The organism is Paraburkholderia tropica (assembly GCF_900109265.1).
GTDB lineage: Bacteria > Pseudomonadota > Gammaproteobacteria > Burkholderiales > Burkholderiaceae > Paraburkholderia > Paraburkholderia tropica.
In genome coordinates, this window is record NZ_FNZM01000016.1 from 187,590 (window position 1) to 200,387 (window position 12,798).

Genomic DNA, 12,798 nt, shown 5'->3' on the forward strand with positions numbered 1-12,798 from the left:
CAAGTGGGCATTGTTAATATCGACGACGATCTGCACGATCAGATCCGCAAGGCGAGCGGCGTGTCGTGCCGCTCGATCAACGCGCAGGCGGCGTTCTGGATCAAGGTCGGCATGTTGTGCGAAATGAATCCGACGACGCCGTTCAACGAGATCGTCACGCGCGAACTGCGCGCCGCGGGCGTGGCGGCGGAAGCGCTCAAGGTGGCGTCGGCGTGACGAAGCGGCCAGAGGAAATCGCGCTGATGGCGGAGTCGGGCAAATTGCTCGCGGACGTGTTCGCGCGTCTGGACCGGCTGAGCCTGATCGGCATGTCGACGATGGCGGTGAACGATCTCGTCGACGGTCTCATCGTCAACGAACTCAAGGCGCGGCCGGCCAGCAAGGGGCAGTACGGCTACGCCTATGCGCTCAATGCGTCGCGCAATCATGTGGTGTGCCACGGCGTGCCGTCCGCGAGCGAGATCCTGCAAAGCGGCGACATCGTCAACTTCGACATCACGCTGGAGAAGAACGGCTATATCGCCGATTCCAGCAAGACCTATCTGGTCGGCGAAGTGTCGCCGCTCGCGAAACGCCTCGTGGATGTGACTTACGAGGCGATGTGGAAGGGCATTCGCGCGGTGCGTCCCGGCGCCACGCTCGGCGACGTGGGGCATGCGATCGAGCGGCACGCGCGGCGCAATGGCTATGCGGTCGTGCGGGAGTATTGCGGGCACGGCATCGGCCGCGAAATGCACGAAGATCCGCAGGTGCTGCACTGGGGCCGACCGCGCACGGGGCTGACGCTGCGCGAAGGGATGGTCTTTACCATCGAGCCGATGCTCAATCAGGGCCGCGCCGCCGTCGAGACCGAGGACGACGGCTGGACGGTTGTCACGCGCGACGGAAAACTGTCCGCGCAGTTCGAGCACACGGTCGCGGTGACGCGCAACGGCGTGCGCGTGCTGACGTTGCGGCCGGGCGAGCGCGTGGTCAATTGAGTCGCGACTGAGGAGTCGCGACTGCGCGGGCGTTGCTTCGCGTTCCGCGCCATTTAAATCTTTCGTGCTGTTACCTGCTTCATCCCGCCGCGGCGTCTCGCCGCGCGCCGCACGCTCGACTCCATCCGCCGCAAACGCCGACGCCACTGGCCGAAGGCAAGGCCGCACTCGTCCTCGAAGACCCATCCCCAGCGCATTGTCGCTCGCGCATCGCGCCGCGCATTCCCCCCAGCGTCGGGAGGGAGACTTCTGGTAAATGAGAATCATTGCTATTATGGCGGGGATCAAAACGAGCAATTCGGACGCGAATGCCTGCGAGGGTGAATGAACATGACGGCGACTGATCTGAACTGGGTGCGCCTGTGCGACGAGCACGGCAGGGTGGTTCGGGAGTTGGGGCGGGCGCAACGGCGCGCGTCGGCCGTTATCGACGCGCAGGCGCAGAGAATCGCGGCGCTCGAAGCCCAGACGATGCGACTGCGGGCCGCCGTGGTGATCCGCGAAACCGCGCTCGCGTGGACGCGCGACGAATTGCACGACGTGAAAACGGCGATTGCGGGGCTGCCGAAGCGCCTCGCGCTCGCCCAGCAGGTGCGCGTGCTCGAAGCAAGAGTGCACGCGCTGATGCGCCGCTCTCCCGAAGCGAAGCGCGCGCCGGTCGCCGCCTCGAACGCTTCAAGCGCTTCGAACGCCTCAAACGCCTCAAACGCCGCGAGCGAGCCGAGAACGGCTGCGCCGCCGACCGAGCGCAGGCGCGTCGTCATGTGGATCGCGCAGGACCGCGAAGCCGCCCAGCACGCCGACGAAACCGCGCGCACCGAACGGGCGCTCGCGGAGAGCGGCGTGCGCCTCGTGCGCACGAACGCGGCCAGTGCGGAACAGCTCAAAGCGGGTCTTGCCGACGCCGATCTCGTCATCTGTCAGGCCGGCTGCGTGAGTCACGGCGACTGGTGGCGCGTGAAGGATTACTGCGCCCGAACGGGCAAGCAATGCATTCTGGTCGAGCACCCCGACGCGCTCGAACGCGTGACGGCATCGAGAAATACGGCATCGGTCGATAGCGCCGACTAGCCACTTTCAAAAACTTGATCTCTATCAATACGGCCCTCGGGATACTGATTAAAGGTTCCGGGTGCGCGGCGCGCCGCCCGAAAGGGCCGCGCCGCAAACGCATGATTGCCGCCCGCGCGTTTCGCACGCGCTCACGCGCCTGGCGTTGGCGGCCTGCTTCTTATTAATCATCGAGGTAATTCGAACTATGACTGCACCTGTCCAGCCTATACCGCCAGGTGACCCGCTGCCGCACCGCAAGATCCTGCGCTCGTGGCTGGTTTCGCTCTCGGGACGCACGACGGTCTATCCCATCGTCCTCCTGCTGATCGACTATGCGATCTTTGCCGCGCTGATCGCGCTCGTGGTATTCGCGCGCAGCCTCTGGCTCAAGTTCGCCGGCGCGCTGCTTTCGGGCTTCGTGATCGGCCGTCTGTTCATCATCGGACACGACGCGTGCCATCAGAGCCTCACGCCGCGCCGCACGCTCAACAAATGGCTCGGCCGCATCGCGTTCCTGCCGTCGCTTACGCCGTACAGCCTCTGGGAAGTCGGGCACAACGTCGTGCACCACGGCTATACGAACCTCAAGGGTTTCGATTTCATCTGGGCGCCGCTGAGTCTCGCGGAATTCCGTGCGCTGTCGGCACCGCGCCGCATGATGGAGCGCATCTATCGTAGCGGCTGGGGGCCCGGGCTCTACTACATGATCGAGATCTGGTGGCGCCGCATGTTCTTCCCGACCAAGGCCGCCATGCCGACGCGCCGTCCGGTGTTCTTCCGCGACTGCTGCCTCGTTGCCGTGTACGCGGTGTTCTGGCTGGGCGGCCTGGTCGCGGCGGCGCTCGCGACGGGGCAATCGGTGTTCGTGCTGCTGGTGTTCGGCTTCGCGGTGCCGTTCCTGTTCTGGTGCTCGATGATCGGCTTCGTCGTCTACGTGCACCACACGCACGCGCGCGTGCGCTGGTACGACGACCGCACGGCGTGGGCGAACGCGCAGCCGTTCATCTCGACCACCGTGCATCTGACGTTCAAATGGCGTTTCGGCGCGCTGATGCATCACATCATGGAGCACACCGCGCACCATCTCGACATGAGCATTCCGCTGTACCGGCTCGAAGAGGCGCAATCGACGCTCGAAACGTTGCTGCCCGAGCGCATCGTGATCCAGCCGTTTTCGTGGCGCTGGTATTTTTCGACGGCGCAGCACTGCAAGCTCTACGATTTCAGCACGCAGCAGTGGACGGATTACCAGGGCCGCGCGTATTCGTGATGTGAGATCCAGGTAGCGCCAAACACAAAGCGGCGCGCGCCATCGAGGCGCGCGCCGCTTTTTTTGCATCGACGCAAACTGCGTTTACACGCTGCTCAGTCCCGGCAGCGCAATGCCCAGAGTCTGCAGCAGCAACACCGCGTTGAGCACCAGAACGACGCCCGTGGCGGCGATGGCCGCGATATCGGTGAAGCGTCCGTTGGCGAATTCGCCCATGATGTCGCGGCGGCGCGTGAAGCACACCAGCGCGATCATCGGCACCGGCAGCGCGAACGACAGCACGACCTGGCTGACGATCAGCGCCTGCGTCGCGTTCACGCCGAGCGCGACGACCACGAACGCGGGCAACATCGTCACGAGTCGACGCAGCCAGACCGGAATGCGAAAGCCGACGAAGCCCTGCATGATCATCTGCCCGGCCATCGTGCCGACGACCGAACTGGACACGCCCGAGCACAGCAGCGAGACGAGAAACAGCGAAGCGGCGCCCGCACCGAGCAGCGGCGTGAGCGTGCGATAGGCGGTGCCGATTTCCGCAATGTCGCTGTGGCTGCTGTGAAACGCGGCGCTCGCCATAATCACCATCGCCATGTTGACGAGCCCGGCCACTGACAGCGCGACGATTACTTCCAGATTCGAAAAGCGCACCAGCAAGCGCCGCTCGCGCGCATCGCCGCCGACGATGCGGTTCTGTGTCAGCCCCGAGTGCAGATAGATCGCGTGCGGCATCACCGTCGCGCCGACGATCCCCGCCGAAAGAATCAGCGCGCCGCCGCCGGGCATCGACGGAATCAGCGCATGGCGCGCGACGTCGCTCCACGCAACGGGCGCGATGAACATCTCGACGAGATAGCACAGGCCGATCACGGCAACGAGCGCGCCGATGGCGATTTCCATCGGACGGAAGCCGTTTTTCTCGAACAGGAGGATGGCGTAAGTGACGACGGCGGTGATCGCCATGCCGGCGATCAGCGGGAGATTGCAGAGCAGGGCGAGCGCGATTGCGCCGCCGAGGAATTCGGCGAGGTCGGTCGCCATGGCGGCCACTTCGCTCACGACCCACATCGCGTAGACGGCCGGACGCGAGAACTGCTCGCGGCACAGCTCCGCGAGATTGCGGCCGGTGACGATGCCGAGTTTCGCGGACAGCCCCTGAAACAGCATCGCCACGAGATTGGCCGCGAGCACGACCCACAGCAGCGAGTAGCCGAAGCCCGCGCCTGCCTGAATGTTCGTCGCGAAGTTGCCCGGGTCCATGTACGCGATCGACGCGATCACGGCCGGGCCTGCGAACAGCAGCATCGAACGCGGTCCGCGTGGGCCGCCCGCGAGCACTTCGCGGATCGCCGTGGTGGCACGCCCGGTGAGCGTGCAGCTGTCTGTCGCCGTGTTCATCGAGCCTCCCGCATGACGCCGGGCGCCATGCGCGTGTTGCGTGTCGTTATGCGCGTGCGGCGGCGTATCGGCGAGCGACTTCCGCCCAGTCGATGACGTTGTAGAAGGCGCCGATATATTCGGGACGCCGGTTCTGGTACTTCAGGTAGTAGGCGTGTTCCCAGACGTCGAGGCCGAGAATCGGCGTGTTGCCCGACATCAGCCCGGCCATCAGCGGACTGTCCTGGTTGCCCGTGCTTTCCACCACGAGCTTGCCATGAGGATTCACGCTGAGCCACGCCCAGCCGCTGCCGAAGCGCGTGAGCGCGGCCTTCGTGAAGGCGTCCTTGAACGCCGCGAAGCCGCCCAGATCGGCGTCGATCGCGGCGGCCAGCGCGCCATCGGGCTCGCCGCCGCCGCGCGGCGACATCACGGTCCAGAACAGGCTGTGATTGGCGTGGCCGCCGCCGTTGTTGCGCACAGCCGGACGCAGCGCTTCGGGCAGCGACTCGACGCGCGCGACCAGCGCTTCGACCGGTAGATCCTGAAACTCGGTGCCTTCGAGCGCGGCGTTGAGATTGTTGACGTAGGTCTGATGGTGCTTCGAGTGGTGAATCTCCATCGTGCGGGTATCGATGTGCGGTTCGAGCGCGTCGACCGCATACGGCAGATCCGGCAAAACATAGGACATCGAAAGACTCCTTGCGAGGCTGGCCGCGTGGCGCAGCAAAAAGTTCAGTGGAGGGTCAGTGCTGCGTGGGACCGTCGACGTTCAATGCGAGGCAGGCGCTACGCAGGACGCGCGTCACGAGCGGATGCGCGCCGTGACTTGCTACGTGAGCGACGAGCGCGAGGTGCGTTTCGCGACTGTGGCGCAACGCGGCCTGGCGCAGCGAGGCGGTTCGGGTGTTGTCGAGGATCAGCGCGATGAGCGCTTCGTGCGCGCGGCAGAGATAGCTGGCGGCCGTGTCGCTGTCGCCTTGATCGATATGCAGATCGGCGAGGTTGTGACATGAGACGACGAAGGCCGCCACGCAATCCTCCGCGTGCGCGGGCGGCGGCGCGGCGAGCAGTTGACGCGCGATCCACAGCGCTTCCTCGTGGCCCGCAAGCGACGAGGCCGCCCCGGTTTCGCGCGCCGCGGCGATTGCCCGGCGCGTGATGGTTTGCCACTGGGTCAGGCTCGAATCGCGTGCGGACGGGTGGCTGGGAGCAGGCATGGCGTGCCGTTGCATGATCGAGGCTCCTGTAGGTGCCCTTTACGCAGACCGGGTGTCTACGTCGTCAGGATTTGTAAATGATAACCATTATCATTTATTGTGGGCGGAATAACCGGAGCGGCAGTTGGGTTATGTCAGTTTTTGGCGGGGACGGAAGGCGATGGACGGAGGGGAGCGGCGCGCTTATGTCGCCGATGCGCGCCGATGTCTTAGTGTGGTGCGGCCAACGCCAGTAGCGGCGCTCAGGCCTCGATGCTGCCGCTTTGCCCGGCGGCGGCGCGTGCGCGGAGGGCGCGCGACGCCAGGTTTCTGAGGCGTCTGAGACCTTTGCGCACCGGGCTGTTGGCTGAAAAGAGCGCAGTGGCGAGCATGATGACGCCGATTAAGCCCGTCGCGATCTGGTCGAGCCCGCCGAAGCCCGCGAGGATGCCGCCCGCGCCCACGGCGGCCGCGCAGGCCGACAAGGCGTCGATGCGCGCGTGCCAGGCGCTCGCGCTCAGGACGCTCGCCGCGTGGGCGTCGGTATCGGAAACCGACTCGGCGGTCGCCCCGAGCCGACGCGCCATGTACTCGCGGATCGCGATGACCGGCAACGCCGCAAGCAGCACCCAGCTTTCCGAGCTTCCACCAGTCGTCGCCGATGTTGCCGCTGCCGCAGTCGGATCGCCGGAGAACGCGCCCATGCCCTGCGCGAGAAGCGTCGCGCCTGCGAACGCGGATAGCGCCGTGCACAGCGTGGCCGGCGTCCACGACAGGGCGCGTGCGGGCATCCCGCGCCATTGCCGCAGGCGCAGAAAGAGCGAAGCGAACAGCACCGCGTCGACGAGCAGATCGACGAGCGTATGCGTGCCGTCGGCGATGATGGCCCGCGAATCCGCGCACCAGCCGATCGTGAGCTGCAGGGCCACCAGCGTGGCGCTCGCGAGGACGCTGAAACGGACGGCGCGCAGGGATGCCCGATCGCACACTGGAGTGACGGATTGCATGCGAATCGCAGAGGGGAGTTTTCGTGACCCCCGAGCGTACAAGCCGCTTATGGCATGTTGATGACGGTGGGCGTCGCGGCTGCGGTTTGATGCGTGCGCAACGATCCATGCACTCCGCCCGTCGCCGTCGCCATCGTTTCAGCTCGCGTCCGCGAATGCCGTCAGCAGAAAATCCATCAGCAGTTTGACGCGCATGGGCACGCGCCGGCCGGCGGGATGCACCAGATGCGTGGGCAGCGAGTCGCGCTGAAACTGCGGCAGCAGCACCTGCACGTCGCCGGTTGCGATCTCCGGCGCGACGACCCACGCTGGCACTTGCGCCACGCCGAGCCCGCTGAGAATGGCCGCGCGAATCTGCTCGGCGTCGCCGGTCGTGAACGGGCCGCGCGGCAGGTAGGCCATCGCCTCGTCGCCCGAGCCGAATATCCACGGACGACGCTCCCGGCCATGCGCGAAGACCACGCACGCGTGCGCATCGAGGTCGTCGGGATGCGCGGGCGCGGCATGCGTCGCAAGATAGGCGCGGCTCGCCACGAGCACGAACGGCGAGTCGCACAGTTTGCGGGCGATCATCGCCGAATCCTGCATGCGGCCGTGGCGCACGGCGAGATCGATGCCGTCGCCGATCAGATCGACCTGGCGCTCCGAGACCGACATCTGGATTTCCACATCCGGATAGCGCCGGAAGAACGCGGGCAGCAGCGGCGTGATGCACAGGCGTCCGTGCACGGGCGACGTGCTGAGCCGGATCAGGCCGCGTGGTGACTGCTGCCGCACGCCGACCGCCGATTCCGCGAGATCGAAATCGTCGAGCAGCGCCTTTGCCGAAGCGTAAAACGCCTGCCCGGCGTCCGTGACGCTCACGCGGCGCGAGGTGCGCGCAAGCAGCGGCGCGCCCAGATAGCGCTCCAGCGCGCCGATCTGCTTGCTGACGGCCGGTTGCCCCATGCCTTCGGCGCGCGCCACGGCCGTGAAACTGCCGGTCTCGACCAGCCTGACGAAGAGGCGCATCGCATCGAGTCGATCCACGGGGTTGTTCCTTCTCGTCAATTCCAGAATGGAATGGATGGTATGTCCATTGTGGCCATTTTCGCAATGGATGCGGACCGTTAAGGTGAGGCTTTTTCGGGAGGAACAGAACGATGAAAGCGATTTGCGTGACCGCGACGCGGGACCTGGAAGTGCGTGACGTGCCGGCTCCGGCGCAGGCGGCGGCGGGCCATGTAGTGATCGAGATGACGGCGTCGGCGATCAATCACGGCGACAAGACCTTTCTCAAGCGGCCCGCGTCGGTGGGCGTCGCGCTGCCCGCGATTCAGCATGACGTCTGGGGCGCGTCGGGCGCGGGCAAGGTGATCGCCGTCGGGGAAGGCGTGCCGTCGCGCTACGTCGGCCGTCAGGTGGCGATCTACCGCTCGCTCGGGCGCAGCGCGCAAAGCGTGGGCTTGTGGTCAGAGCGCGCGCAGGTGCCGTACACCAGTTGCCTGATCCTGCCCGACCACGTCGAGTCGCGCGATTACAGCGGCTCGCTCGTCAACGTCATGACGGCCTACGCCTTTATCGAGGAGAGCGTCGCGGCCGGACATCGCGGCATCGTGGTGACGGCGGGGCATTCGGCGACCGGCAATGCGCTGGCGGTACTCGCTCGCCGTCGCGGCCTGTCGGCCATTTTCCTCGTGCGCACCGACGCGGCGCGCGATGCGCTGCGCGCGGCGGGCGTCGAGCACGTGATCGCGACCGGCGCAGGCTTCACGGCTGAACTCGCCGAACGCGCGGCCAAACTCGACGCGACGGCAGTGTTCGATGGCGTCGGCGGCAGTTTGCTCAGCGAAGTCGCCACGGCGTTGCCGGTGAATTCGACCATCTGGTGCTACGGCTTTCTGGACGGGGCGTCGCCAGTCTCGTTTCCGAGCGCGCTGGTGATGATGAAGAATCTCGTCATCCGCCGCTTCAGCAATTTCGACAGCGCCACCGTCAAGGATCGTGGGCGGCTGGAGGCCGCGCTGCAGGCGCTGGAAACGGTGATCGACGATCCGCTGTTTCGCACGCGCATCGGCGACACGTTCCGTTATGCGCAGATTGACGCGGCGATGGCGTACGAAGGCGCGGGTGGCGCGAAGGCCGTGCTGGTGCCGTGAGGCAGTTCCGGCGGGCGTCGCTCACGCTTCGGATCGCGCTCGACGCGCCAGGCGTTGCTCGCTCCGGGCGTGGACCGGATATGCATGCTCGGCATGATGGCCGTTCATGTGGGGATTCAGCAAAACGACGCAAGCGATGACATAAAAAGCCGTCGCGACCGGGGTGGACGCGACGGAAAGACCTTTTCCGGAGCGGAATCGATCTGGAGGTATCCGCGGCAACCACGCCACGGACACGAAAACGGTAACAGGGCGACGGATGCACGTCCATTTACGTAAATTACGACGGCTTACGTAGCGGATAGATGCGAGGGTGTCCAGCGAATCAATCGTTCTGGCAACTTATCCGGAATATTTGGAAATGAAGTGTTGGCTGTAGCGATTTAGCGCAGTTGATGCAAATCTTACCGTCGATTACCGTCTTGGCACGCCGTCATTCACGAACGGCGATACGCTGGAATCTGAGAGATCTCCATTGACCGACGAGTTCGCATGCCGCACTGGCGGCGGGCGGACTCGTTTGTCGCCTTCCTGAATCGGCGCTTCAAAAGCATTCACCGCGTTAAAGCACGACGAAACCACGCTCGCCTGTCATGTTTATGCAAGCCTGTTTCGCCAGTTGGCGTGATTGCACAAAAATAATCACTGCCTTAACATACGCCGGTCGCCGCAATGGTGATCGTAAGCGTTTACGTCAATCAACGCGTAACTGATCGTCAGCCTGTGGCTTGGGGCGATGATCCACTACGCCCGATTGCCGCCATGAAACCGCTTTTCGACTTTCTCGTTGTCATACCCGCCAGTTTCCTTTCGCACGTTATCGATTTCGGTGATGCCGGTCGATGGGCGAAATCGCGTTCGTCTTCAGCCATTGACGCCGCGTCTTTTCGTCCCAGTGAATCTATTCGGCGTATTTGTTCGTAATCCGGATTGAATATTCGAAAGGAGTGGGCCATGACGATTACTCGCATCGATAGCACCGATATTCGCGCCGCGCTGGCCGGGATCGCGTTCGAATCGTTTTATTCGCGTCATTAAAAACGACGCACCGCTGGAGTCTGAGATTGCAAACGCACATTGAACAACCGCAACGCCCGGCAGAAGGCCAAGGCTTGCCGGAGCGCCAACGATGGCTCGTCATGGGCTGCATTCTGCTCGGCATTCTGCTGAGCAACCTCGACAGCGCCATCGCCAATATCGCGCTGCCCACGCTCGTCCGCGAACTCGGGACCAGCGATGCGGCGGTCGTGTGGGTCGTGAACGGTTATCAGCTTGCCGTGGCCGTGTGTCTGCTGCCTGCGGCGGCGCTGGGCGAAATCGTCGGGCATAAGCGCATTTACGCCATCGGGCTGGTGCTGTTCCTGATCGGCTCGGTGTGCTGCGCGAGTGCGCCGTCGCTGTCGTTTCTCGTGGCCGCGCGCGTGCTCCAGGGCGTGGGCGGCGCGTGTCTCGCGGCATTGGGTCCGGCGCTCGTCAGGTCGATTTATCCGCGTAGTCTGATCGCGCGTGGCTTTGCGTCGATTGCGCTGGTGGTGGCGATGTCGGGTGCATTGGGCCCGACGGTGGCGGCGCTCATTCTCTCGGTTGCCGCGTGGCCGTGGCTCTTTCTCGTCAACGTGCCGGCCTGCGTCGTGGCGATTCCGCTGTTTCTCGCCGTCGCGCCACGCGGTCAGGGCGTCGCGCGTCCATTCGATCTGTCGGGCGCGTTGCTCAACGCGATTGCCTTGGGCCTGCTCGTACTGGGCGTCGATATTCTCGGCCACGATACGGGCCGGGCAATCGCCATGCTGGCGGTGGGCGCGGTGTTCCTGATGGGCCTCGTCTGGCATCAAAGCCGGCGGGCTGCGCCGCTGCTGCCGCTGGATCTGCTGCGCATTCCGGTGATTGCGCTTTCGGGCGCGACATCGGTCTGTTCGTACGCGGCGCAGATCATCGCGTACATCTCGGTTCCGTTCCTGTTGCAGACCTTGCTGCATCGCTCGGCGGTCGAGACGGGCTTGCTGGTCACGCCCTGGCCGCTGCTCGTCGCCGTGGCGGCGCCCATCGCCGGCCGTCTTTCGGCGCGCTATCCGGCGGCGGTGCTCGGCAGCGTGGGCCTGGCAGTGCTGGCCTGCGGCCTCGTCTCGCTGGCGATGCTGCCGGCGTCGCCCGGCGACCTCGACATCGCGATCCGCATGGCGGTGTGCGGCGCGGGCTTCGGCTTCTTCCAGACGCCGAACAACACCACCATGATGACGTCCGGACCGGTCGCGCGCAGCGGCGCGGCGGGCGGACTCGTGGCGGTGGCGCGAACGGTGGGCTGGTGTCTCGGCTCGTCGCTCGTGACGATGCTGTTCCAGTTGAACGTTGCCGACCGGACGACCAAATGTCTCGCTGTGGCGGCGGCCTTCGCCGCAGCGGGCGCGGTCGTCAGTCTCGCGCGTGGCTTGACGACGAGTGGCGCGAGCGTGCCGACGCGCAGCTAGGCGAATCGCCTCGGTGTTCAGGCGCGCGCGTGCGGCCTGAGCACCGCTAGCCTCAGTCGGTGATGGCGATGTGCGTGCTGTCGTTGGCGTCGAGCCGGATCTCGTTGACGCGGCCGGCGCGCACGTCGAGCAGCAACCGGTCCAGCGCCTCGACCTTGGCGGGATCGCGCCCGACCGGCTTGATGAGGGTCGGCGCGCTGCCGCCGCGCGCCGTCGCGTGGGCCTCCAGCAGCAGGTGGATGACTTCCTCGCGGGTCATGAAGATGCGGTTCATGCGGTTTCCCCTGTGTGACGAAAACGATGGCCGGTTCGCCGGGCGGATTGCCGCGCCGTGGTCCGGTCCGTTATCTGGTCTGGTATTCGTATTCTGTCTGAGGGAATTGTACTCGGGCGCGGTGCAATCGGCTCCGGAACTCGACGACGCCGGACGCGAGGTCGACGCGCGCGTGCAAGCCGCCGCGCTCAATGCGCGCTTTGGAGAGCCGATGCGCCGTTGAGCGGCGCATCGCGACGACCGAAATCAGGTGGCGGCAGGATTTCGGAAACGCGCATCCACCGACTGCGGCGCGTACCGGCGAGCCGCGCGAGCAAGGGCGCATCGGACACCGCGCATTCGACGGGAAAACACGGCGTGCCATGCGATGCGAGCCACAGCGCGCGCGCCACGCCGTCGATCACCGAAATGTAGGGACGTGCCGTGGCATGCGCAGCGACAAGGCGGGGCCGCACGCCGCAGCGCACTTCCACGAGCGGGACGGGATCGCTGATGCCGAGCCGGAAACCTTCCTCGGCCAGCTCGATCTTTTCGTTGAACATTGCGTCGTCGCGGCCTCGGGCCGGAAACGCGCGCATCGCGTCGGGCAGGTCGTTGCGCCACAAACCGAATAGCGCGTCGCGCCGAACCTCGACGACCGCGCGTTCGTCGTTGCCGAACTCGGTGCGGCTGACGCTCATGAAGACCTCGCCCTGGCCGGTCGTGACCTTGAACAGGGCGAGTGTCTGGCCGTTGGCCGCGCGATGCGGACCGAGATAGGTTTGCACGACGATGTCCTGATGAACGAGGCGGCGGCGCGTGCGCGACTCAGCTATACACGGGGAAGCGCGTCGTCAGTTCGGCGACCTGCGCTTTGACGCGCTCGATCGTGGCGGCGTCGTTCGGGGCTTCGAGTACGTCGGCGATCAAGTTGCCTACGCGCTCCGCTTCCTTCACGCCGAAGCCGCGCGTGGTCATCGCCGGCGAGCCCAGACGGATACCGCTCGTCACGAACGGCTTTTCCGGATCGTTCGGGATCGCGTTCTTGTTCACGGTGAT

The 12,798-nt window shown here is 65.4% G+C and carries 13 protein-coding genes and 1 pseudogene; 6 read left to right on the top strand and 8 right to left on the bottom strand.

Annotated elements, in window-relative coordinates; all coding sequences use genetic code 11:
• The first annotated feature begins 3 nt into the window (after positions 1 to 3).
• The 4 genes from BMY06_RS26335 (at position 4) to BMY06_RS26350 (ending at position 3,303) form a co-directional block, all read left to right on the top strand.
• Positions 4 to 216, top strand: coding sequence for a ParD-like family protein (locus tag BMY06_RS26335; RefSeq protein WP_065060615.1), 213 nt, complete (start codon positions 4 to 6; stop codon positions 214 to 216).
• Complete coding sequence (gene map, locus BMY06_RS26340; protein WP_074986227.1) at positions 213 to 980, top strand: type I methionyl aminopeptidase; 768 nt, start codon at positions 213 to 215, stop codon at positions 978 to 980. Before BMY06_RS26335 ends, map begins: the two co-directional genes overlap by 4 nt.
• 330 nt (positions 981 to 1,310) lie before the next feature.
• Positions 1,311 to 2,051, top strand: a complete 741-nt coding sequence (locus BMY06_RS40255; RefSeq protein WP_244144415.1) for a DUF2325 domain-containing protein — start codon at positions 1,311 to 1,313, stop codon at positions 2,049 to 2,051.
• A 187-nt stretch (positions 2,052 to 2,238) separates the two neighbouring features.
• Complete coding sequence (locus tag BMY06_RS26350) at positions 2,239 to 3,303, top strand: fatty acid desaturase (RefSeq protein WP_065060580.1); 1,065 nt, start codon at positions 2,239 to 2,241, stop codon at positions 3,301 to 3,303.
• An 84-nt stretch (positions 3,304 to 3,387) separates the two neighbouring features.
• Here the strand turns inward: BMY06_RS26350 and BMY06_RS26355 are convergent, their stop codons facing one another.
• The 5 genes from BMY06_RS26355 to BMY06_RS26375 form a co-directional block, all read right to left on the bottom strand.
• On the bottom strand, positions 3,388 to 4,698 hold the full coding sequence (locus tag BMY06_RS26355) for an Nramp family divalent metal transporter (RefSeq protein ID WP_074986230.1): 1,311 nt from the start codon (positions 4,696 to 4,698) through the stop codon (positions 3,388 to 3,390).
• A gap of 46 nt (positions 4,699 to 4,744) precedes the next feature.
• Positions 4,745 to 5,368, bottom strand: a complete 624-nt coding sequence (locus BMY06_RS26360; protein ID WP_074986231.1) for a superoxide dismutase — start codon at positions 5,366 to 5,368, stop codon at positions 4,745 to 4,747.
• A 55-nt stretch (positions 5,369 to 5,423) separates the two neighbouring features.
• The gene (locus BMY06_RS26365) at positions 5,424 to 5,912 is read right to left on the bottom strand and encodes a DUF2753 family protein (protein WP_080180387.1); all 489 of its coding nucleotides are present in this window, start codon (positions 5,910 to 5,912) and stop codon (positions 5,424 to 5,426) included.
• Positions 5,913 to 6,139: 227 nt separating this feature from the next.
• Positions 6,140 to 6,805, bottom strand: coding sequence for a cation efflux transmembrane domain-containing protein (locus BMY06_RS26370; protein WP_161495554.1), 666 nt, complete (start codon positions 6,803 to 6,805; stop codon positions 6,140 to 6,142).
• Between the two features lie 216 nt (positions 6,806 to 7,021).
• Positions 7,022 to 7,912: a LysR family transcriptional regulator gene (locus BMY06_RS26375; protein WP_074986234.1), complete on the bottom strand. Its 891-nt coding sequence runs from the start codon at positions 7,910 to 7,912 to the stop codon at positions 7,022 to 7,024.
• 113 nt (positions 7,913 to 8,025) lie between these two features.
• Here BMY06_RS26375 and BMY06_RS26380 point away from each other — a divergent pair, with 113 nt between their 5' ends.
• Positions 8,026 to 9,021: a zinc-binding dehydrogenase gene (locus BMY06_RS26380; protein WP_074986236.1), complete on the top strand. Its 996-nt coding sequence runs from the start codon at positions 8,026 to 8,028 to the stop codon at positions 9,019 to 9,021.
• A gap of 1,139 nt (positions 9,022 to 10,160) precedes the next feature.
• Positions 10,161 to 11,486 (top strand): MFS transporter, encoded by a 1,326-nt coding sequence (locus tag BMY06_RS26385; RefSeq protein WP_074986238.1) that lies wholly within the window; start codon positions 10,161 to 10,163, stop codon positions 11,484 to 11,486.
• Positions 11,487 to 11,538: 52 nt separating this feature from the next.
• Here BMY06_RS26385 and BMY06_RS26390 read toward each other — a convergent pair whose 3' ends face one another.
• From BMY06_RS26390 to glyA, 3 genes and pseudogenes are all read right to left on the bottom strand, one after another.
• Positions 11,539 to 11,760 carry a hypothetical protein gene (locus BMY06_RS26390; protein WP_065060586.1) on the bottom strand — a complete coding sequence of 74 codons (222 nt, stop codon included), beginning with the start codon at positions 11,758 to 11,760 and terminating at the stop codon, positions 11,539 to 11,541.
• A 188-nt stretch (positions 11,761 to 11,948) separates the two neighbouring features.
• Entirely contained in the window at positions 11,949 to 12,527 is a 579-nt protein-coding gene (locus BMY06_RS26395; protein ID WP_074986239.1) for a plasmid fertility inhibition factor family protein, read from the bottom strand.
• A 40-nt stretch (positions 12,528 to 12,567) separates the two neighbouring features.
• A pseudogene (glyA, locus tag BMY06_RS26400) lies at positions 12,568 to 12,798 on the bottom strand (serine hydroxymethyltransferase); the annotation flags it as partial.

Excerpts from the sequence above, each read along its gene's own strand:
- BMY06_RS40255 (WP_244144415.1), top strand. The coding sequence starts at position 1,311 with ATGACGGCGACTGATCTGAACTGGGTGCGCCTGTGCGACGAGCACGGC.
- BMY06_RS26350 (WP_065060580.1), top strand. The coding sequence starts at position 2,239 with ATGACTGCACCTGTCCAGCCTATACCGCCAGGTGACCCGCTGCCGCAC.
- BMY06_RS26355 (WP_074986230.1), bottom strand. The coding sequence starts at position 4,698 with ATGAACACGGCGACAGACAGCTGCACGCTCACCGGGCGTGCCACCACG.
- BMY06_RS26360 (WP_074986231.1), bottom strand. The coding sequence starts at position 5,368 with ATGTCCTATGTTTTGCCGGATCTGCCGTATGCGGTCGACGCGCTCGAA.
- BMY06_RS26365 (WP_080180387.1), bottom strand. The coding sequence starts at position 5,912 with ATGCAACGGCACGCCATGCCTGCTCCCAGCCACCCGTCCGCACGCGAT.
- BMY06_RS26380 (WP_074986236.1), top strand. The coding sequence starts at position 8,026 with ATGAAAGCGATTTGCGTGACCGCGACGCGGGACCTGGAAGTGCGTGAC.
- BMY06_RS26385 (WP_074986238.1), top strand. The coding sequence starts at position 10,161 with ATGGGCTGCATTCTGCTCGGCATTCTGCTGAGCAACCTCGACAGCGCC.
- BMY06_RS26390 (WP_065060586.1), bottom strand. The coding sequence starts at position 11,760 with ATGAACCGCATCTTCATGACCCGCGAGGAAGTCATCCACCTGCTGCTG.